The organism is Pseudomonas sp. S32 (assembly GCF_016648095.1).
GTDB lineage: Bacteria > Pseudomonadota > Gammaproteobacteria > Pseudomonadales > Pseudomonadaceae > Aquipseudomonas > Aquipseudomonas parafulva.
The window spans coordinates 19995-38535 of sequence record NZ_JACVVF010000019.1 but is presented as its reverse complement, the minus strand read 5'-3'; the positions used below and the strand labels follow the sequence as shown (position 1 = coordinate 38535).

Here is an 18541-nt window from a genome sequence, read left to right as displayed (position 1 = left end):
TCACCAGGAGCCTGTATGAAATCGACCAAAGCCCGCGCTACCATCATCTGCCGCCATGGCAAGCACGGCCACAAATGGCTGTGGGTGCGCAAGCACAAAGCGCCGTGGACGCTGCCCGGCGGCAAGGTCGAACCCGGTGAGACGCCTGCCCAGGCGGCGCAGCGTGAGCTGCTCGAAGAAACTGGCCTGCAGGCCATGCATCTCACGCTGTTGATGCGCCACGAGTCCGCCGAACGGATGCATTACGTGTTCGAAGCGGAGTTTGACGATGCCCCAAAGCCCTGCGCCATGCACGAGATCGCTGACTTTCGCTTTGCCCATATCGACCATGTCGCGGCATTGAAAGGCGAAATAAAGGACCTTATCCGCTCCCTGCTCGCCTGTGACGCCTCCACCGCCGCCTCTGTCCGTTAGCAGGCTGGCGCAACGCGCTTGTCAGGCGTGAACACTCCATTGGCATACGCCAGCCTCGATCGGCATCTCGTCTATCCCGTGTATCAGACCACTGCCCAACGCTTCCTGCGGGCCGAGTATGCGCGGGGCCGCCATTAGGTAACGGGGCACGTCCAGTACATCACTGCCACCCTGGGTACGTTCCGAGACGATTTCTGCGTACAGCCGCAAGTCATAGTCCAGGCTCATGGCGTATTCGGCCATGCGTGCATGGTCGACCGAGCCGTGCAAGGTCCAGTGAAACGGGTGGAACAGGAACTTGCTGTGGGTACAAGCGGTACGGTGATCGCCCGCCAGAAACAGAATATTGCCCATCGACTCCACGGTACCCAGGTTATGGGTATGCACACTGACAGGCAGGCCCCGCAAGTAGTTGTACAGGGTAAACCCGTAACTGCATTCACCACCCATGGTCGCGATGTTCAGTTGCAGCACGTCTGCACCCTGGTTCAGAGCCTTGGTGCAGGTATTGATGAGGTTGCCGCACGTCGACGAGTTGATGGGGCCGGTGAAGTGGATGATGTGTCTGGCCATGCCTGTCTCCAGAAGGCTCGTTTGAGTGCGTGGTGCATTGCCTTCTTGCTGAACGGTGGAAGCGTGCTGGCCGGCAAAGTTCAATCCACCCGCCATGCGCCGCTGGGCATCAGTGGCTGAACCACCGGGTAGCTGCATCGGTCGCATGGATGTACGGGGCGACAAGCAGTAAGGAGGGACCGTGAGCGACGTGCGCATTGGCATTTCAGGGTGGCGCTATGGACCATGGCGCAAGGATTTCTACCCCCAGGGCTTGCGGCAGGACGATGAACTCGCCTTCGCCTCACGGGCGGTGAACACCATCGAGATAAACGGCTCGTTTTACAGCCTGCAAACACCTGAGCGGTACCTTGGCTGGGCGCAGGCCACGCCCGATGATTTCGTGTTTTCAGTCAAGGCGCCGCGCTATATCACCCATGTGCGCCGGTTGAAGGACATCAAGGAGCCGCTGTCCAACTTCTTTGCGTCTGGGCCGCTCATGCTCGGCGACAAGTTAGGCCCTTTTTTGTGGCAATTCCCGCCCAACATGAAGTTCGATGAAGCCCGGTTCGCCGAGTTCTTCGAGCTTTTGCCCCACGACCGGGCTGCGGCCCGGCGTTGTGCACAGAACTGCAGCGAACGCCTCAAGGGCAACGGCGGTGCTGAGATCACCGGCAATACCCCCTTGCGCCACGCGGTGGAGGTACGCCACGACAGTTTCATGTGCGACGCCTTCATCGACATGCTGCGCGCCCATAACCTCGCCCTGGTGGTGGCCGATAGCGCAGGCAAGTGGCCCTATGCCGAGGACCTTACGGCTGACTTCGTGTACATGCGGCTGCATGGCGATGTGGAGCTGTACAGCAGCGGCTATACGGTTGCCGCCCTGCGCCGCTGGAAGCACCGCATCGAGCAATGGACCCAGGGCGACCAGGCGGACGACGCACGGCTGATCGTACCGGGCCCGCCGCCCCACAGGGCATCGCGTGACGTGTACTGCTACTTCGATAACGATCAAAAGGTCCACGCCCCTTATGACGCAAGGCGCCTGCTGGAAAAACTGCACCTGGACCACGACCTGATGACCGAACCCGGTACTGAACCTGAGGTAGAGCTTTGAATTCGACGCTATCTGCGCCCCACCCCGCCGCCGACAGCCGCACAGCCGTGCATCGGCTGAATGTGCTCACGCTTAACGTGCACAAGGGTTTCACCTTTTTCAACCGGCGTTTCATCCTGCCGGAGCTGCGCGAGGCTGTAAGGGCCACCGGTGCCGACCTTGTTTTTCTCCAGGAGGTGCATGGCAGCCATGCGCAGCACGCGCTGCGCCACCCCGGCTGGCCGGCCTCCCCCCAGTACGAGTTTCTGGCCGACAGTATGTGGCCGCAGTTTGCCTACGGCCGCAATGCCGTGTACCCCCATGGCGATCACGGTAACGCGCTGCTGTCCAAGTTCCCGATCCTGCGCTCGCAGAACCTCGACGTGACCGTGCACGGCACCGAGGAGCGCGGCCTGCTGCACTGCCAATTGCAGGTGCCCGGGCACGATGAGGTGCATGCCATTTGCGTGCACCTGGGCCTGCGTGAAGCCCACCGGCAGAGCCAGGTGAAACTGCTGCTGGCCTTGCTGGAGCGCTTGCCGGCTAAAGCCCCCGTCATCATCGCCGGCGATTTCAATGACTGGCGGCTGAAGGCTGACGCGGTGCTGTCGCAGTCGCTGGTAGAGGCGTTCGGTGAGCGCTTCGGTGCGCCGGCACGCACCTTCCCCGCGCGCCTGCCGCTGCTGCGGCTCGACCGCATCTACGTGCGCAACGGCATGCCGGCCAAGGCCCAGGTGCTGTCCAATTACCCGTGGTCGCACTTGTCCGACCACGCCCCTCTGGCTGCGGAGATCAGTGTGTGAAAAGACCTTGGGTAGAGGGCAACAGCGTCGAACTGTTGATCAATGGCGAGGCGTACTACCCCCGGGTTTTCGAGGCCATGGCCCAGGCGCGGGAGGAGATCCTGCTGGAAACTTTCATCATCTACGACGACAAGGTGGGCCAGCAGCTGCAACGGGTGCTGGCGGATGCTGCCCGTCGGGGTGTGCGGGTGGAGGTGGTGGCTGACGGTTACGGCACGGCGGATTTGCCGGCCGATTTCATTGCCGCCATGACCGATGCCGGCGTGCGCTTCCACCTCTTCGACCCACAACCGCGCCTGGCAGGCATGCGGACCAACCTGTTCAGGCGGCTGCACCGCAAGATCGTGGTGATCGATGGCCAGCGTGCCTTCATTGGCGGGATCAACTACAGCGCCGATCACCTCGGTGATTTCGGGCCCATGGCCAAACAGGATTACGCCGTTGAAGTCACAGGGCCTGTGGTCGCACAGGTGCACGCGGTGAGCCGTCGGCTGATGTCCCCAGTGATGGAACCGCCGAGTGACGTACGCCCTGTTACCGCCCACACTGGCGACATCACTGCCGTGCTGGTGGAACGTGACAACGGGCAACGCAGCACCGCCATAGAAGCGTATTACCTCGAAGCACTGCGCAACGCGCGTGCACGTATCGTGGTGGCCAACGCCTATTTCTTCCCGGGCTACCGGCTGCTGCGCGAACTGCGTAACGCCGCACGGCGGGGTGTAGAAGTCACGCTGATCATGCAGGGCGAGCCGGACATGCGCTGGGTACGTGCACTGTCGCGCTTGCTCTACAACTACCTGCTGCGCGATGGCGTGCGTATACACGAATATTGCCGCCGCCCCCTGCACGGCAAGGTGGCCTTGGTCGATGACCAGTGGGCTACGGTGGGCTCCAGCAACCTCGACCCCCTGAGCCTGTCGTTCAACCTGGAAGCCAACCTGTTCATCCGCGACCACGCCTTCAACCAGCAGCTGTACCAGCACTTGCAGTCCCTGGCCAGTGAGCAGTGCAAGCCTGTGACCCTGGAGCGCATGATCCGGGGCTACTGGTGGCGTGCACCGTTGATTTTCTTGTGCTTCCACGCAGTACGCCACTTCCCGCGCATTGCGGGCTGGTTTCCGGCGCACCGCAAGCGGCTCGAACCGCAGCAACCGGAAGTGGCCACCCAAGGCAACCTGAACGAGGGCAACACCTGATGGAGCGCAAGCGTTGGCAGACCTGGGCCAAGCGCCTGTTTACCGTATTGTTCCTGATTCTGATCCCGGCACTGCTGTTCACGCTGGCACGCAACCTGGACTGGAACGAGGTGCGCCAGTCGCTGATGGCCTACAAACCCGGCACCCTGGCGATCGGGCTGGTCATGGCGTTGTGCAGTTTCCTGATCTTCGCCAGCTACGACTTGCTGGCGCGTGCCTACACCGGCCACCGGTTGCCGGCCAGGCAAGTGCTGCCCATCGCGTTCGTGTGTTATGCGTTCAACCTCAACTTCACCACCTGGGTAGGCGGTGTTGCCCTGCGCTACCGCTTGTACGGGCGCCTGGGGCTGGACACCCCCACCATCACCCGCATCCTGACCCTGGGGCTGTTGACCAACTGGATGGGCTACATGTTGATCGCCGGCAGCGTGTTTGCCCTGCGTCTGGTAGAGCTGCCGTCCCACTGGGCAGTGGGCACGACCGGCCTGCAGATGATCGGCTTCCTGTTGCTGGCGGTGTCGTTAGGCTATGTACTGGCGTGCGGATTTGCGACGAAGCGTACCTGGCGCTGGCGCGAGCATGAACTCACCTTGCCCTCGCTGCGCCTGGCGGTTTGCCAGGTGGTGCTGGGCGCCAGCAACTGGGCAATGATGGCGCTGCTTATCTTCTGGCTGTTGCCAGACCAGGCCTTCTACCCGTCCATTCTGGGCATTCTGTTGATCAGCTGCGTGGCGGGAGTGGTGGCCCACATCCCTGCCGGGTTGGGTGTGCTGGAAACCGTGTTTCTTGGCCTGCTGCAAGGGCAGATGGCCCAGGGCAGCCTGGTGGCAGCCCTGTTGGCCTACCGCACGCTGTACTACCTTATCCCTCTGGTATTGGCAGTGATCACTTACTTGGTGCTGGAGAAGCGTGCAAAGGCCATGCGTCAGCACGAGAAGCCTGCGCAGACATAAGCCATGGGGCAGATGGGAGGGGGGAGTGGCTAGCAGCTAACGACCCCGCTTTGAGCAGCAGGGTCGCGTGGCAGCCTATGCTCAGGGCGAGATGGGGTCGCTGGCGGGGAAGGTTTCATCGAGCGCGTTATCGACGCTGCTCTCTTTCTTCTGGGCTACCTGGCCGCAGGTGCAGCCCGGCATGCGGCATGGGTCGCCACTGCGGTGGCCGGTGGCGCAGGCTTCACAGCAGTAGGCCTTGCCATTCTGCGGCACGGCATTGACCGTGCAGGAACATTCAGTGCAGGCGCATCGTAATTCACTCATTGTGGGCTCCGGTCATCTTCGTCAACTACATCATCGCTCCATGGCTCGCCGTCCAGCGGCGCGGAGCGGGCCAGTTCAGCTTCATCCAGGCCGATACCGCCACCAATTTCGTCGGCATCTACCTCAGTAAGCTCCATATCTGCCGGGCCACCATGGCCGGGTTCGTGCGGGTCGCGCGCGCCGGTTTCATCCAGCAGCGTGTCAGGGCTCAGGTCATCGTAGGTCACGTTGTCTTCGTGCAGGCTGTCGGTCAGGGCCTCGCCCCCGGTCATGCCGCTTTCGGCCACGCGCTCAGCGGGGAACTCCTGCTCGATGTCACCTGCAGGCCGTTCATCACCCACCCGCCCTCGCCGCTCGTCCAGGCGCTCACTGAAGTCCAGTTCGTGAACGCTGCCCATGCGGTCTTCAATGTTGTCGATCTCAGTCGGTGTGTAGGGCTTGGGGTCGTTTGGCTTGGCCATGTGGCGTCTCCTTCAAGTGGCTCACTTGTGGTCGACTCTGCCCGGCGCAGGAAGATTCAGAGTTTTTCCGGGCCATCCGATTTATTGAACTCCCTGTTCCACGGTTGCCTCCCAACACCAAGACACTCATGGTGTGGAGCCAGTGATGGCAAGGTCCCTAGCGGAATATGCACGCAAGCGCGATTTTGATGCCACGCCGGAGCCCAGTGGCCAAGGGGGCGAGCGCAAGCGCGCCCATGCCTTGCAGTTCTGCATCCAGAAACACGATGCCAGCCACCTCCACTACGATTTCCGCCTGGAACTTGACGGCACGCTGAAGAGCTGGGCCATACCCAAAGGCCCTTCCCTGGACCCGAAAGTACGAAGGCTGGCGGTGCACGTAGAAGATCATCCGCTCGAGTACGCCAGCTTTGAGGGGCATATCCCTGAAGGCCACTACGGTGGCGGTGATGTCATTGTGTGGGACAGAGGCGTATGGGAGCCCGAAGGCAACCCGGCCGAGGCTTATGCCAAAGGCAAGCTGCGCTTCCGCTTGCAGGGGGAAAAGCTTGGCGGCGTGTGGAACCTGTTTCGCACACGGATGGCGGGCAAGAAAGAGCAGTGGATGCTGGTCAAATCCAATGACAGCCAGGCCCGCCCCGAAAGCGAGTACGTCGTGGTGGATGAGCAGCCCGACAGTGTGCTCAGTGACCGCACCTTGATACCGAAAGCCAAAGTGGCCAAACAACCGAGGGCCAAGGCGGCTGCACGCAAGCCGGCGGGCGCCGGGCTGCCGAAGGCGCTTGAACCACAATTGGCCACCCTGGTTGAAACCCCGCCTCGTGGTGAATGGCGCTATGAGGTGAAGTTCGACGGCTACCGCATTCTCGCCCGTGTCGATGGGGAGGATATCCGCCTGTTTACCCGTAACGGTCATGACTGGACCGCCAAGATGCCAGGCCAGGTCGCGGCGTTGCGTGCACTGGGGATGGACTCAGCCTGGCTGGACGGCGAGATGGTGGTCAACGATGCCGAGGGGGTCGCCGATTTCCAGGCGCTGCAAAATGCGTTCGACACCGAGCAGGATGATGCCATTGTCTATTACGTCTTTGACCTGCTGTTCCTGGGCGGTGAAGACCTTCGTCCCCTGCCCTTGCAGCAACGTCGTGCAACCCTGCAACAGCTGCTACAACACAGTGCCGATGGGCGGCTGATGTATTCAGCAGATTTCGATCAGCCGGTCGATTCGTTGCTCCAAAGTGCTTGTCGCCTTGGGCTGGAAGGGCTTATCGGCAAACGCGCCGATAGCCCCTACCTGGGTAAGCGCAGCGCTGACTGGGTCAAGCTCAAGTGCGGTCGCCGCCAAGAGTTTGTAGTGGTTGGCTACACCGACCCCAAAGGCAGCCGGAAAGGCTTCGGCGCCTTGCTCCTGGCCCTGCATGACGGTGAAAAGCATCAGCTGCGCTATGCCGGCAAGGTGGGCACCGGGTTCAGCGCAGCAACGCTGGCCAGCCTGCTTGCCCGCCTCGAACCGTTGCAGGTGGCTGAGCCTGCGCTGGCCCACCCACCGACTGGCGCAGAGGCGCGGGGCGTTCACTGGCTGCAGCCAGTGTTGCTGGCAGAGGTCGCCTACGCGCAGATGACCCGTGACGGCATCGTTCGCCATGCGGTGTTCCATGGGCTACGGCACGATAAACCCGCCCGCCAAATAGACCTGGAGCAACCCATGTCCGGCAAAAGCACCGCCAGGCGCAAAGCCACTGAGCTACCGGAAGATCTGGGCAAACTGCGCCTGACCCACCCGGACCGGGTGATCGACGCCAGTACGGGCGTCACCAAGCGCGAAATTGCCCACTATTACGCTGCTGTCAGTGAGTGGATCACTCCGCAACTCAAGCACCGACCCGTGGCGTTGGTGCGTGCCCCCGATGGGCTTGAGGGTGAGCTGTTCTTTCAGAAGAACGCCGAGCAGTTGCACATCCCTCACCTGCGCAGCTACGACAAGGCCGAAGCGGGCCAGGCTGCCATGGTCATCAATCGGCCAGATTCCCTGTTGGGGGCCGTACAGATGAACATGCTTGAGCTGCACACCTGGAATGCAATCGATAGCAACTTCGACAAGCCGGACCGGTTCGTCCTGGACCTGGACCCTGACCCGGCCCTGCCCTGGAAAGCCATGCTCGAGGCTACCCAGCTGACCTTGACCCTGCTCGATGAACTAGGGCTCACCGTGTTCATCAAGACCAGCGGCGGCAAAGGCATTCATCTGGTGGTGCCGCTGACGCGCCGGGCGGGCTGGGAAGATGTGAAAGCGTTCAGCCACGCCATCGTGACCTATCTAGCCCAGTTGTTCCCGGACCGACTAACGGCAGTCTCAGGCCCAAAAAACCGGGTGGGCCGTATCTTCATCGACTACCTGCGCAATGGCAAAGGTGCCACTACTGCCTGCGCCTATTCGCTGCGTGCCCGCGAAGGCCTGCCGGTTTCCGTGCCTATCTGGCGGGAAGAGCTGGCCCAGCTGAAGGCCGCCAATCAGTGGACCATCGTCAACCTCGCGCAGCGTCTAGCCGAGGTGGACGACCCCTGGGCTGGGCTGGGCAGTACCCGGCAGTCCATTACCGCGCGCATGCGCCGACAATTGGGCCTGGGGCAATGATTGCCCAGTACCAAGCCAAGGAGGGACGCCAATGACCACCGCGCAGGACCTCGACCTGACTCACCTGGACCGCGTGCTGCGCCCCTTCGGCGAGCGCCCGCAACCGCTCAGCCTGGATACGAAATTGCCGCCACTGCTCCAGACTCTGCAAGCCGATCATCTGGACCAGTTGCCGCTGCCCGGCCAGGGCGACACGTTGCGGCGCTGGCAAGCCCTTGCCCGAGTGGCCGGGTGCGATCTGGCCTTGGCGAAGCTTTACGAGGGCCATACCGATGCTTTGGCGATCATGGCCGAATGTGGCGCCGCTCATTACGCTGCGAACGGAATCTGGGGCGTGTGGGCGGCCGAGCCCCCTGACGCTCGGGCCGTTATCGCTGCGCGGGATGGCAACCAGGTTCGCCTGGGCGGGCGCAAGGCCTGGTGCTCGGGTGCCTTACAGGTCGACCACGCGCTGATCACGGCGTGGGACGAAGAAATGCGTCCGCAATTGGTCGCCATCGAGCTACCACAGCCCGGCCAGGGCTTGAATAGCAAACGCTGGCAGGCGGTCGGCATGGCCACCACCGCCAGCGTTGAAATCGAGTTCGACGATACCCCGGGCGTGCTGGTCGGCCAGCCCGGCCAATACCTGTCACGGCCTGGCTTCTGGCACGGCGGCGGCGGTATCGCCGCCTGTTGGTACGGCGCCGCCGAGGCCTTGGCTGGCTACCTGCGCGAGCACTGCAGCAAGCCGCACCGTGACCCCCACGCCGATGCGCACCTGGGCGCAGTGGATGCTGCGTTGTACGGCGCCAAGGCAGCCCTGCGTGAATGCGCCGCCTGGATCGACCACCAGCCGCAAGCCGATGCCAGCCTGCAGGTGCGCCGTACCCGCGCGCAGGTCGAACAGGCGGTCGAACAGGTTATCAGCCACGTCGGCCGGGCCCTGGGGGCCACCCCGTTCTGCCGCAGCAGCCACTTCGCCCGGCTCAGCGCGGACCTGCCGGTGTTCATCCGCCAGAGCCACGCAGAGCGCGACCTGGCCGTACTGGGCCAACAACTCACACAGGTACCCGCTGGAGCATGGCAGTTATGAGCGAAAACCTGATCGAAGAAAGCCCTGGCACGCCGTGGTCTGCCTGGCAGCAATCCGCCCATCTGGCCCGCGCCACGTGGCTGGATGCCCACCAGCTGTGTCCACCTGGGCGGCGCCTGGTGCTGATCGCGCCGCACCCGGACGACGAGATTCTCATGGCCGGCGGCCTGCTGGCCGGGTTCAGGGGGCGAGAGGAGGACTTGGTGCTTGTCTCGGCCACCGATGGCGAAGGCAGCCACCCTGGGTCCAGCCACTGGACCGAGCATCGCTTGCGCCGCCAGCGGCCTCAGGAAAGCCGTCTGGCGCTGCAGCAACTTAACCTGGACCCCGGCCGCCTGGACTGGCGACGGCTCAATCTCAAAGATGGCCAGCTGCCCCGCGAAGAAGCGTTTCTGGTCAGCCACCTCACGCAGCTGCTACGGCCTGACGATTTGCTGATGGCCACCTGGCGGGGGGATGGGCACTGCGATCACGAAGCGGTCGGCCGGGCGGCGGCCCAAGCGGCTCTTGCCCGCAAAGTGCAGCTGGCCGAGGTGCCCGTCTGGGCCTGGCATTGGGCCCAGCCCGATGACCCCCGCCTGCCGTGGCCACGGGCCCATCGCTTGCAATTGGATGAAGCTCAGGTGGGGCGCAAGCGCAAGGCAATCGCTGCGCACGCCAGCCAGTTTGAACCGGATGGTTGCAACCCACCGGTGCTGCGCCCGGACTTGCTGGACTGCCTGTTGCAACCCTTCGAACTGGTCTTCCTGTGAATGGAGCTGCCATGAGCATTGACGCCGAGTATTTCGCCGACCTGTATGCCACGAACGAAGACCCCTGGGCTTTTCGAACACGCTGGTACGAGAAGCGCAAGCGGGACCTGCTGATGGCCAGCCTGCCGCGGCAGTGCTACCAGCGCGTCTTCGAGCCGGCGTGCGCCAATGGCGAGCTCAGCGTCATGCTGGCCGAGCGCTGTGGAGCGCTGGTGTGCCAGGACCTCGACCCTACCGCCATCAGGCTCACCCTTGGCCGGCTCGCCGAGGCCCCCCATGTGCACGCAGAGGTGGCGCGTTTGCCAGCGGATTGGCCTGGGGGGCAGTTCGACCTGATCGTACTGAGCGAGGTGGGCTATTACCTGGACCCTGCAGACTGGTTGCAGGTTATCGAGCAGTCGGTCGCCAGCCTTACCTATGACGGCGGGTTGCTGACCTGCCACTGGAAGCACCCCATCGCAGGTTGCCCTCAAGATGGCCGCGAGGTACACCGCATGCTGGAAAAGCACCTTCCCCTCTATCCTCTGTTCTGCCACGAGGAAGCGGACTTCATCATGGCCTACTGGTCCGCCCAGCCAAGCGTGGTCGACCTCGACGAGACTTGCTTATGATCGGCATCGTCATCCCTGCCCACAATGAAGCCCGGCGCCTGGGCCGCTGCCTCAAGGCTGCGCTGCTGGCTGCCCGATACGCTGCCGATGCAGGTCACAGGGTTGAAATCGTTGTGGTGCTTGACCGCTGTACCGACAGCACCGCCGCGGTTGCGCTGCGCCATGGCATCGAAACTGTGGCGATTGAGGCCGGTAACGTGGGCGAAGCCCGGCGTACCGGCGCCGCCTGGATGCTGGACCGCGGCGCCACCTGGTTGGCCTGCACCGATGCCGACAGCCAGGTGCCGTTGCACTGGCTGGTATCGCAGCTGGGCTGCGGCACGGAGGTGGTCTGTGGGACGGTGCATGTGCAGCGGTGGGAGCCATGGCAGAAGGCCGCACTGCGCCGGCTGTATCACAGCCGTTACGACGACAAGGACGGGCACCGCCACATTCATGGTGCCAACCTGGGGGTGAGTGCGCATGCTTACGCACTGGTGGGTGGTTTCAAGGCGCTCGCGGCACATGAGGATGTGCAACTGGTCAGGGGGCTGGAGGCGTTAGGGGTTGCCATCAGCTGGAGCGGGCAGCACAGCGTGGCCACCAGCAGCCGACGCGAGAGCCGCGCCCGAGAAGGGTTTGGCGACTATCTGGCGGGGCTGCAGAAAACCCTCTGACGCGCTCACGACGCTCTGCGCGAACGCTTGGCCGGCTTTTTCTCGGGTGCGGTTTTCTTCTTTGTTGCCGCAGCTGCTTTCCCCCCGAGGCTACGTTTGAGCAGTTCGGTAAGGTCGATGATATCGGCGCTTTTTTCGGTGCCGCCTGCATCGCCCTTCTCGACCGTTTCAATCTTGCCTTTGCTGGCTTTCTCCTCTACCAGCTCCATGATCGTTTCCCTGAACGCATCATGATACTCATCGGGTGCCCAGCTACCCGACATGTCCTTGACCAGACGCTTGGCCATGTCCAGCTCACGCTTGTCTGGCTTCGCTTGCGTAACGGTGGTGTCCAGCTCCAGCGTATCCAAGCCGCGCACTTCTTCAGGCCAGCGCAAGGTAATCATCACCAGGGCGTCTTCTAGCGGCCTGAGCAAGGCCAGATGCTGACGGGTGTGCAACACCACGGTGGCCAGCGCCACCTTGCCGGTGCTTGCCAGTGTTTCGCGCAGTAGCGCATACACTTTGCCGCCCCGGCGGTCGGGGCTCAGGTAGTAAGGCGTGTCGAAGTGCTGCAGGGGTATTTCCCCGGCATCAACGAACGAGAAGATATCGATGGTCTGGGTGGCTTCCGGGCGCGCTTTGCGAATTTCGTCTTCGCTGATAACCACATAGCGGCCCTTTTCATACTCCACACCTTTGACGACGTGTTCTTTGTCGATGTCCTTGCCAGTCACCTTGTTGATGCGCTTGTAGCCCACCGGGTCCATGCTGCGCTTGTCGAGCCAGTCGAAATCGACTCGCTCGGTGCTTACCGCCGTGTTCAGCGCGACCGGTATATGCACCAGCCCGAAACTGATTGCGCCTTTCCAGATTGCCCTGGCCATTGAGCATGCCCCCTGAATGATGGACCGATAACTCAAGTGACTGCATTGGCCAGGGAAGGTTTAGCCTGTTCGCCCGGTGGCTCACCGGGGCTGGAAGAGCACCCGCTTGAAGGCCTCGGCGGCCAGGTGCACCTGCACGGCCCAGTCACTCGCCGCTTCGCTGCCCGCATCGTCGGAAATATATTTGAGGCAGACAAAAGGAATGTTTTCACTGCGGGCGATCAATGCCAGCACATAGGCTTCCATATCTACCACGTCATAGGGTGCGTCGCCGTGGCTCACTTCGAAGTTATCACCGGTGCCGCAGGCTTCGAGGGGTAAGCCCGAGATGGCCATGCCATGCTCAAGCACTGCTGGGGTATCCGAAAAAGGTGTCTCGTAGCGGGCGAAGCCCAAGGGGGTGACATCCATATCCCGTTGCACGAAGCGATTGCAGCACACCACTGTGCCTTTGCCATGGCGTTTGCTTCCGGCAGATCCCAGGTTGACGATCAGCCGAGGCTTATGGCGGGTGATGGCACGGGTGAGCGTGATAGCCGCATTGACCTTGCCAATGCCGGTAAATACGGTATTGAGGTGGCCGAATACTTGGCCGGCTTCGGCTTCGAGCGCAAATACAAACAGGATGTCTTCAGGCGAGACTTGGGGGAACAGCGGGGTCAGCATCATCGGGCGTTGATTCCAGTCGACAGGAACGGGCCCAGCTATTGTCAGTCAACTCAGCAGCATTGCAAGCGGGTGGTGGCCTACCTGTAATGCGCGGTGCCGGGTTACCCGGCACCGCGTAGCCTCACTTACGAACGGCCGCCTTTTGGCCCGGCTTTACCGGTTTGGTCGCTGGAGGAATGCTGGCCGCCTTTGCGCCCGGCTTCGGATGCTTTTTCACGGTCATTGGCAAAGTTGCCTGGGTTCTTGGTACCGCCCTGGCTGCCTTGTTGATTGCCGCTGCGGCTGTTCTCTTTGTTGGCCATGGTCTGAAACCTCATAGGACTTCGGGATGCACGGCAACTGTGCCGTACATGGGTTCAGAGTGCGGCCATCAGCGGTGATTCGCTTTAAACAGCCGCCATCGGACCGGTGGCGTTAAATATGCGGTCGTCGGGTATTTGGCGTGGCGGTCAGTGGGGTGCCGGGGTGTCCAGGCGGGCCTGGCGCCGGCCCAACCATGCCCCGGTCACAGCCCAGCCGGTGGCGATAGCCGCCCCGATCAGCATGGCAGCCTGAGGGTGCTCGCCCATTACATCCAGAGCACGTTTGAGCCAGCCGCTTATGGCGTCGCCGCCTCGGTACACCACAGTGTCGATGAAGTTCTTGGCCTTGTACTTGTCTTCGGCCGGTAGCACTGTGAACAGCATCTCCCGCCCAGGGCGCACTAGTGCGTATTCCCCGGCCCGCCGTATAACCATGACCACTACGAATACTGCGAACACGGGGGCCATCGCCAGCCAAATGAAGCCCACAGCCATTACCATGGGCACTGCCACCAGAAGCACGCCCACGCCAAGCCGCCGAGCCAAGCGCCCTGTGAGGAACAGTTGAGTGAGAATCGCCAGTGCTTGCACCAAGCTGTCTATCAGGCCGAATACCTGTGTCTGCCGGGTACTGTCGGTGAAGGTCTGGCTAACGATGCGAGCTTGCTCGAAATACAGGAACGTGCTGACACTGGCGAGCAAAACGACGAACAGGGCAGTGCCCAGCAGATAAGGTGAACGCAGTACCGCTGTCGCACCTGCGAAGGGGTTCCCGCCCAGTGGCTGCCGGGACGGCATAGGCGCTCGCTTTGTGATCGGCTGTGCAGCACGCCAGCGCTGCAGAAAACGTGTGGCCTGGATGCTTGCAACCAAAAAGCCTGCCGCCAGCACCAGCAACCCGGCATGACCAAGTGGCGCCACCAGCAATGCGCCCAGCAAGGGCCCGGTGAGCCCACCCAAACTGGCGCCAGCCGCAAGCAGGCCGAACAGGCGCTTGCTTTGCTCAGGGGAAAAGAGGTCTGCCAGCACGCTCCACGCCAGCGAGATACACAGCAGGTTGAACACCGACAGCCAGATGTAGAATGCGCGGGCCGTCCACACCGCATCAGGCGACCGGGCCATGAGCAGGGCGAACAACACCAGGTTGCTGGCGAAAAAACCATAGGTCCACGGCAGGATCAGCCTGCGCGGTACTTTAGTGGCCAGCCAGCCGAACAACGGCAGGCATACCAGTGTGACGATGAAAGTCCCGGTGAACAGCCATTGCAGGTTGTCTACACCACCCGCAATGCCCATGGTTTCACGCACGGGCCTAAGCATGAAGTAGCCGGTGAACAGTAGATAGAACAACAGCAGGCCGGCGAGCACTGCGGGTGCTTCACCAGGCTGGATATCGAGCAGCTGTTGCAGACGGCGCCGCAGGTTCGTCATCGCGTCACGCAAATTGCTGAATCAGCGCCTGTTGCTGCGCCGGGGTCAGCAATGGGCCATGACCCGCTTTCAATTGGTCGAGCTGGCGATCTGGCCGGCCGGTTGCAGGGATTACGGCGGTAACCGCTGGGTGGCTGATCGCAAACTTGAGGAATAGCTGCGCCCAACTGCCAATACCAGCCTGCTGGGCCCACCCTGGCAGCGGCTGGTCCTTGACCTGGGCGAACAGCCGGCCATCGTCGAAGGCCCGGTTGATCAGCACCGCTACGCCTTTGTCGCGGCACAGTGGCAAGAGGGTCTTCGCTGCCTGAGGGGCATTGACTGCATAGTTGATCTGGATGAAATCCAGTGGCTCGCTGCGGACGATGGCCGCAACCTCCTCATGCCCGCTGTTCAGGTAATGGGTGATGCCCACATAGCGGGTTTTGCCCTGTTGCTTGAGTTCGCGGGCATAGGGCAACTGGGTTTTCCAGTCGCGCAAATTATGTACCTGCAATAGGTCGACCTTTTCCGTGCGCAGGCTACGCAGGGTTTGTGCCCACTGGGTCTGGGCTGCGGCGAGGCTGTCGGCTGCAATCTTGGTGGCGATGAAGCACTGGCGGTGCCAACCGCCCTCTTCCAGAAGTTGCCCCAGGATAACGTCGGCGCCGCCGTAGTTCGGCGACGTGTCGATGACCCGGCCGCCGCCTTGGAAGAACGCCGAGAGCACCTGTTCAAGCTGGCGATAGGCCGTAGAACCCGGCTCTACTTCAAAGCTACCAGACGTGCCGGCCCCGATAGCGGGCAGTGCTTCACCGGTGGCGGGTATCTTGCGTGTGAGCAGGCCTGGGGGCGCGGCGGCCAGCCACGGTGCGGCCGCCATAAGGCTAATAGCCGCCCCGGCGCGCAGAACATCGCGGCGTGCGTACATGGTCAGGCCCTCTTGAGGAAGCGGTGTCCCCCACAGGCTAGCCCCTGATACCTTCGGATGCGCCTAGATGTGTGTCTGAATGTTTGACGTATCAGCCTTGCAACAGCAGGCGCAGGTCCACACCCGCCTCGCCCATGGGTGGGCACCAGTAGTAGCCGCCGGTCAGCGGCCGGGTGAAGCGGTACAGGCCGTCGATAATGCCGTCCTCCAACCCGCTCATGCGCCGCAGTTGCACCTCAAAAGCCGCAAAGGACTTGCCCAGTGCCACGAACGCCAGGCCCGCACCCCGGGTATCGGCCCAGGATATCGAACGGCGCACCATGAACGCCTCGGGTGCAAAGCTTTCCTGTGCCGTGCGTTTCACGTGGGCTGACGCTGGGGCATCATCCAGCTCTTCGTTGTCGCTGAGCCGGCGGCCAATGATGTTGTCCTGCACCTCCTGGGGCAGCGCCTTGAAATACTGCAGGTCGTGCTTCCACAGCTGGAAGGCGGCGAAGCTGGAGCCGTTCAGGCCCGGCACACCCTCGGCAAGGATCGCGGCGTGCACGGCAGCGTCATCGCTGGGGTTTTCAGTGCCATCTTCGTACCCGGTCAGGTCACGCCCACCCTGGTGCAGGAAGCCCTCCACATGGTCAACCAGGCTGAACGCCGGGCTCAGCAATTGCTCCAGCGCCTGGGCCCGCAGGTACAGGTCGCCCCGCTCTTCGCCGCGCAGCCACAGCCACAGGGCATGCTGGGTGCTCGGGTTCTCCACGGCAGCGTCCAGCACGGGGAATGGCTCAAGCCCTTCGATGCGGGCGTTCAGCACCTTGGCCAACGGTGCGCCGACCCCCAGCGTCAAACGCAAGCCATCCACTTCGTTGAGCAGTGCATCGAGCGCCGCAGGTATGGCGCCTGGGGAGTTGATCGAAAAGAACAGGTGACGAGCATGCACGGGGACGGGGGTGGCGAGCAGACCTTGCTGGAACGGCATGAAGGGCGAGTCCTGGGTAAAAGCGCGCATGCTACTGCGCACCCTGGGTTACTGCAATGCGCGTTAAGCGCGCGGGTGAAGGGACCGCGGTAACAAATGGTTACCAAAGCTGGCCATATGCAATTAGCTATCAGGTCGGCGCCACCTAAACTGCTCGGCATCCCCGGCCCGAGACTGTGCCATGACCGCCTCCCCTCTGCTGACCACCTTTCTGCCCCTGGCCCTGGGCATCATCATGCTTGGCCTCGGCCTGTCATTGACCTTGGCCGATTTTGCCCGTGTGGTGAAATACCCCAAGCCTGTGCTGATCGGCCTGGCCTGCCAGATCGTGCTGTTGCCGACAGCGTGTTTCCTGATCGCCAACGGCCTGGGCCTGGAGGCCGCCCTGGCGGTCGGTTTGATGCTGCTGGCGGCGTCACCGGGTGGCACCACCGCCAACCTCTTCAGCCACTTGGCGCACGGTGACGTGGCGTTGAACATTACCCTGACAGCGGTCAATTCACTGATCGCGATCCTGACCATGCCGCTGCTGGTCAACCTGTCGCTGAGCTGGTTCATGGCCTCGGACCAGGCGATCCCGCTGCAATTTGCCAAGGTGTTGCAGGTGTTTGCGATCGTGTTGCTGCCCGTGGCCTTGGGTATGCTGATCCGCCATGTAGCGCCGGCATTCGCTGCGCGCATGGAAAAACCGATGAAGATCGTGGCGGCGTTGTTCCTGGCGTTCACCATCGTGCTTGCCTTGGCCAAGGACTGGCAGACCGTGGTGGAGTACGCACCCGTGGTGGGCCTGGCGGCGCTGCTGTTCAATGTGCTCAGCCTGGCGGTGGGCTACTGGGTGCCTCGCTGGCTGCATGTTCCCAAGCGCCAGGCTATCGCCATTGGCATGGAAATCGGCATTCACAACGGCACCCTGGCCATTGCCCTGGCCCTCAGCCCTTCGTTGCTGAACAACGCGACAATGGCCGTGCCGGCAGCCTTGTACAGCCTGATCATGTTCTTTACCGCGGCCGCATTCGGCTGGTGGGTGAGCCGTGGGCACGTCAGCCCAGAAGCAGCTGCGGGCACGGGTGAGCGCGTCTAGCGTTCAGTTGCGCGGGCGCCTGTTACGTCGCAGCTGGCGCACCAGCACCTGCAAGGGCGGTGCGTAGAAGAACCCGAACGAGACACTGCCCTCGCGCCCCTTTACCGCATGGTGCAGGCGGTGCGCGCGGTGCAGACGCCTGAGGTAACGGCCCACCGGTCGCAGTTTGCGCGGCCAGTGCCGGTGGAACAGGCCATCGTGGGCGGCAACATAGAGCACCCCATAGGCCGCCACGCCGCCGCCCACCCAGTGTAACGGCCAGTACCCGGCCTTGCCGATCGCCACCAGCGCAGCGGCCACCAGCCCCAGGGCCAGCAGGTACAGGTCGTTGGTTTCCAGCATGCCCAGGTGGGGCTCATGGTGGGAGCGGTGCAGCCACCAGCCCCAGCCATGCATGATGTACTTGTGGGCCAGCGTGCCGACGCCTTCCATGGCCACCAGGGTGCCGAGCAGGATGGCGATGTTGAGCAACATGGAGCGTTCCGCGACTTGTGTGAGAGACGTGAAGGTTACCGATTGGTGCGCTGTTTTTCCACGTAGTCGCTGCATGCTGTAGGGGTTTTCCCGATGAAGCCATTGTCATGTTTTTACCCTTGACCTGCCCTGCCCTCGGGCGTAACGTCCCCGCCGCAATTTTGCATCCCTGAACAGGAGTCCTGCATTGGACAGTAGCCCCAGTCGCTTGCGACAGGCCCACGCGGCACGCTAGTCCGGCAGCGCTTCAACTGCCTGGCGGCTTTGCCAAGGCGGTGACGGTTTCAACACTCCTCCTCTCCCTTCGTGGTCCTGCGCA

20 protein-coding genes and 1 pseudogene are annotated in these 18541 nt (G+C 62.6%); 11 read left to right on the top strand and 10 right to left on the bottom strand.

All coding sequences use genetic code 11. The features are described 5' to 3' along the window. The first annotated feature begins 15 nt into the window (after positions 1 to 15). A complete protein-coding gene (locus tag IAE38_RS12700; protein ID WP_201217834.1) occupies positions 16 to 414 on the top strand; it encodes an NUDIX hydrolase in 399 nt (132 codons plus the stop codon). 21 nt (positions 415 to 435) lie between these two features. On the opposite strand, the gene IAE38_RS12695 is transcribed toward IAE38_RS12700, so the two are convergent. Then, positions 436 to 987, bottom strand: a complete 552-nt coding sequence (locus tag IAE38_RS12695; protein WP_201217832.1) for an ATP-dependent Clp protease proteolytic subunit — start codon at positions 985 to 987, stop codon at positions 436 to 438. A gap of 181 nt (positions 988 to 1168) precedes the next feature. On the opposite strand from IAE38_RS12695, the gene IAE38_RS12690 reads away from it, so the two are divergent. The 4 genes from IAE38_RS12690 to IAE38_RS12675 are packed head-to-tail and all read left to right on the top strand — an operon-like array spanning position 1169 to position 5020. Continuing rightward, entirely contained in the window at positions 1169 to 2086 is a 918-nt protein-coding gene (locus IAE38_RS12690) for a DUF72 domain-containing protein (RefSeq protein WP_201217830.1), read from the top strand. Beyond that, entirely contained in the window at positions 2083 to 2868 is a 786-nt protein-coding gene (locus tag IAE38_RS12685; protein ID WP_201217827.1) for an endonuclease/exonuclease/phosphatase family protein, read from the top strand. The genes IAE38_RS12690 and IAE38_RS12685 overlap by 4 nt, the downstream gene beginning before the upstream one ends. Next, positions 2865 to 4067 carry a cardiolipin synthase ClsB gene (clsB, locus tag IAE38_RS12680; RefSeq protein ID WP_201217826.1) on the top strand — a complete coding sequence of 401 codons (1203 nt, stop codon included), beginning with the start codon at positions 2865 to 2867 and terminating at the stop codon, positions 4065 to 4067. Before IAE38_RS12685 ends, clsB begins: the two co-directional genes overlap by 4 nt. Next, complete coding sequence (locus IAE38_RS12675; protein ID WP_201217823.1) at positions 4067 to 5020, top strand: lysylphosphatidylglycerol synthase domain-containing protein; 954 nt, start codon at positions 4067 to 4069, stop codon at positions 5018 to 5020. Before clsB ends, IAE38_RS12675 begins: the two co-directional genes overlap by 1 nt. A gap of 81 nt (positions 5021 to 5101) precedes the next feature. On the opposite strand, the gene IAE38_RS12670 is transcribed toward IAE38_RS12675, so the two are convergent. Next, the gene (locus IAE38_RS12670; RefSeq protein WP_028634013.1) at positions 5102 to 5326 is read right to left on the bottom strand and encodes a metallothionein; all 225 of its coding nucleotides are present in this window, start codon (positions 5324 to 5326) and stop codon (positions 5102 to 5104) included. Further along, positions 5323 to 5787 (bottom strand): hypothetical protein, encoded by a 465-nt coding sequence (locus tag IAE38_RS12665; protein WP_060483389.1) that lies wholly within the window; start codon positions 5785 to 5787, stop codon positions 5323 to 5325. Before IAE38_RS12665 ends, IAE38_RS12670 begins: the two co-directional genes overlap by 4 nt. A 145-nt stretch (positions 5788 to 5932) precedes the next feature. On the opposite strand from IAE38_RS12665, the gene ligD reads away from it, so the two are divergent. From ligD to IAE38_RS12640, 5 genes are read left to right on the top strand one after another with little or no spacing between them, the layout of a single operon-like run. After that, positions 5933 to 8422 carry a DNA ligase D gene (gene ligD, locus IAE38_RS12660; RefSeq protein ID WP_201217821.1) on the top strand — a complete coding sequence of 830 codons (2490 nt, stop codon included), beginning with the start codon at positions 5933 to 5935 and terminating at the stop codon, positions 8420 to 8422. Positions 8423 to 8453: 31 nt separating this feature from the next. Further along, positions 8454 to 9497 carry an acyl-CoA dehydrogenase family protein gene (locus IAE38_RS12655; protein ID WP_201217819.1) on the top strand — a complete coding sequence of 348 codons (1044 nt, stop codon included), beginning with the start codon at positions 8454 to 8456 and terminating at the stop codon, positions 9495 to 9497. Continuing rightward, positions 9494 to 10249 carry a PIG-L deacetylase family protein gene (locus IAE38_RS12650; protein ID WP_201217818.1) on the top strand — a complete coding sequence of 252 codons (756 nt, stop codon included), beginning with the start codon at positions 9494 to 9496 and terminating at the stop codon, positions 10247 to 10249. Before IAE38_RS12655 ends, IAE38_RS12650 begins: the two co-directional genes overlap by 4 nt. Positions 10250 to 10260: 11 nt before the next feature. Then, the gene (locus IAE38_RS12645) at positions 10261 to 10860 is read left to right on the top strand and encodes a class I SAM-dependent methyltransferase (protein ID WP_028634018.1); all 600 of its coding nucleotides are present in this window, start codon (positions 10261 to 10263) and stop codon (positions 10858 to 10860) included. Beyond that, on the top strand, positions 10857 to 11516 hold the full coding sequence (locus IAE38_RS12640) for a glycosyltransferase (RefSeq protein WP_201217816.1): 660 nt from the start codon (positions 10857 to 10859) through the stop codon (positions 11514 to 11516). The genes IAE38_RS12645 and IAE38_RS12640 overlap by 4 nt, the downstream gene beginning before the upstream one ends. A gap of 5 nt (positions 11517 to 11521) precedes the next feature. Here IAE38_RS12640 and ku read toward each other — a convergent pair whose 3' ends face one another. From ku to IAE38_RS12610, 6 genes and pseudogenes are all read right to left on the bottom strand, one after another. Continuing rightward, positions 11522 to 12382, bottom strand: coding sequence for a non-homologous end joining protein Ku (ku, locus tag IAE38_RS12635; protein ID WP_201217814.1), 861 nt, complete (start codon positions 12380 to 12382; stop codon positions 11522 to 11524). Positions 12383 to 12463: 81 nt separating this feature from the next. Beyond that, a complete protein-coding gene (locus IAE38_RS12630; protein WP_201163315.1) occupies positions 12464 to 13051 on the bottom strand; it encodes a 5'-methylthioadenosine/S-adenosylhomocysteine nucleosidase family protein in 588 nt (195 codons plus the stop codon). Between the two features lie 125 nt (positions 13052 to 13176). Continuing rightward, positions 13177 to 13296 (bottom strand): annotated as a pseudogene (locus IAE38_RS12625) (general stress protein); the annotation flags it as partial. Positions 13297 to 13500: 204 nt separating this feature from the next. Next, positions 13501 to 14784, bottom strand: coding sequence for an NTP/NDP exchange transporter (locus IAE38_RS12620; protein ID WP_201217812.1), 1284 nt, complete (start codon positions 14782 to 14784; stop codon positions 13501 to 13503). Between the two features lie 4 nt (positions 14785 to 14788). Then, entirely contained in the window at positions 14789 to 15694 is a 906-nt protein-coding gene (locus tag IAE38_RS12615; RefSeq protein ID WP_201217810.1) for an aldo/keto reductase, read from the bottom strand. A gap of 91 nt (positions 15695 to 15785) precedes the next feature. Continuing rightward, entirely contained in the window at positions 15786 to 16667 is an 882-nt protein-coding gene (locus IAE38_RS12610) for a Dyp-type peroxidase (protein ID WP_201217879.1), read from the bottom strand. A gap of 181 nt (positions 16668 to 16848) precedes the next feature. Between IAE38_RS12610 and IAE38_RS12605 the strand changes: the two genes are divergently transcribed. Continuing rightward, on the top strand, positions 16849 to 17748 hold the full coding sequence (locus IAE38_RS12605; protein WP_201212462.1) for a bile acid:sodium symporter family protein: 900 nt from the start codon (positions 16849 to 16851) through the stop codon (positions 17746 to 17748). A gap of 3 nt (positions 17749 to 17751) precedes the next feature. Here IAE38_RS12605 and IAE38_RS12600 read toward each other — a convergent pair whose 3' ends face one another. After that, positions 17752 to 18222: a sterol desaturase family protein gene (locus tag IAE38_RS12600; protein WP_028634027.1), complete on the bottom strand. Its 471-nt coding sequence runs from the start codon at positions 18220 to 18222 to the stop codon at positions 17752 to 17754. Positions 18223 to 18541: the final 319 nt, after the last annotated feature.

Excerpts from the sequence above, each read along its gene's own strand:
- IAE38_RS12600 (WP_028634027.1), bottom strand. The coding sequence starts at position 18,222 with ATGTTGCTCAACATCGCCATCCTGCTCGGCACCCTGGTGGCCATGGAA.
- ku (WP_201217814.1), bottom strand. The coding sequence starts at position 12,382 with ATGGCCAGGGCAATCTGGAAAGGCGCAATCAGTTTCGGGCTGGTGCAT.
- IAE38_RS12605 (WP_201212462.1), top strand. The coding sequence starts at position 16,849 with ATGACCGCCTCCCCTCTGCTGACCACCTTTCTGCCCCTGGCCCTGGGC.
- IAE38_RS12665 (WP_060483389.1), bottom strand. The coding sequence starts at position 5,787 with ATGGCCAAGCCAAACGACCCCAAGCCCTACACACCGACTGAGATCGAC.
- IAE38_RS12700 (WP_201217834.1), top strand. The coding sequence starts at position 16 with ATGAAATCGACCAAAGCCCGCGCTACCATCATCTGCCGCCATGGCAAG.
- IAE38_RS12610 (WP_201217879.1), bottom strand. The coding sequence starts at position 16,667 with ATGCCGTTCCAGCAAGGTCTGCTCGCCACCCCCGTCCCCGTGCATGCT.
- IAE38_RS12630 (WP_201163315.1), bottom strand. The coding sequence starts at position 13,051 with ATGATGCTGACCCCGCTGTTCCCCCAAGTCTCGCCTGAAGACATCCTG.
- IAE38_RS12645 (WP_028634018.1), top strand. The coding sequence starts at position 10,261 with ATGAGCATTGACGCCGAGTATTTCGCCGACCTGTATGCCACGAACGAA.
- IAE38_RS12670 (WP_028634013.1), bottom strand. The coding sequence starts at position 5,326 with ATGAGTGAATTACGATGCGCCTGCACTGAATGTTCCTGCACGGTCAAT.
- IAE38_RS12675 (WP_201217823.1), top strand. The coding sequence starts at position 4,067 with ATGGAGCGCAAGCGTTGGCAGACCTGGGCCAAGCGCCTGTTTACCGTA.
- ligD (WP_201217821.1), top strand. The coding sequence starts at position 5,933 with ATGGCAAGGTCCCTAGCGGAATATGCACGCAAGCGCGATTTTGATGCC.
- IAE38_RS12650 (WP_201217818.1), top strand. The coding sequence starts at position 9,494 with ATGAGCGAAAACCTGATCGAAGAAAGCCCTGGCACGCCGTGGTCTGCC.
- IAE38_RS12695 (WP_201217832.1), bottom strand. The coding sequence starts at position 987 with ATGGCCAGACACATCATCCACTTCACCGGCCCCATCAACTCGTCGACG.
- IAE38_RS12620 (WP_201217812.1), bottom strand. The coding sequence starts at position 14,784 with ATGACGAACCTGCGGCGCCGTCTGCAACAGCTGCTCGATATCCAGCCT.
- IAE38_RS12655 (WP_201217819.1), top strand. The coding sequence starts at position 8,454 with ATGACCACCGCGCAGGACCTCGACCTGACTCACCTGGACCGCGTGCTG.
- IAE38_RS12640 (WP_201217816.1), top strand. The coding sequence starts at position 10,857 with ATGATCGGCATCGTCATCCCTGCCCACAATGAAGCCCGGCGCCTGGGC.
- IAE38_RS12615 (WP_201217810.1), bottom strand. The coding sequence starts at position 15,694 with ATGTACGCACGCCGCGATGTTCTGCGCGCCGGGGCGGCTATTAGCCTT.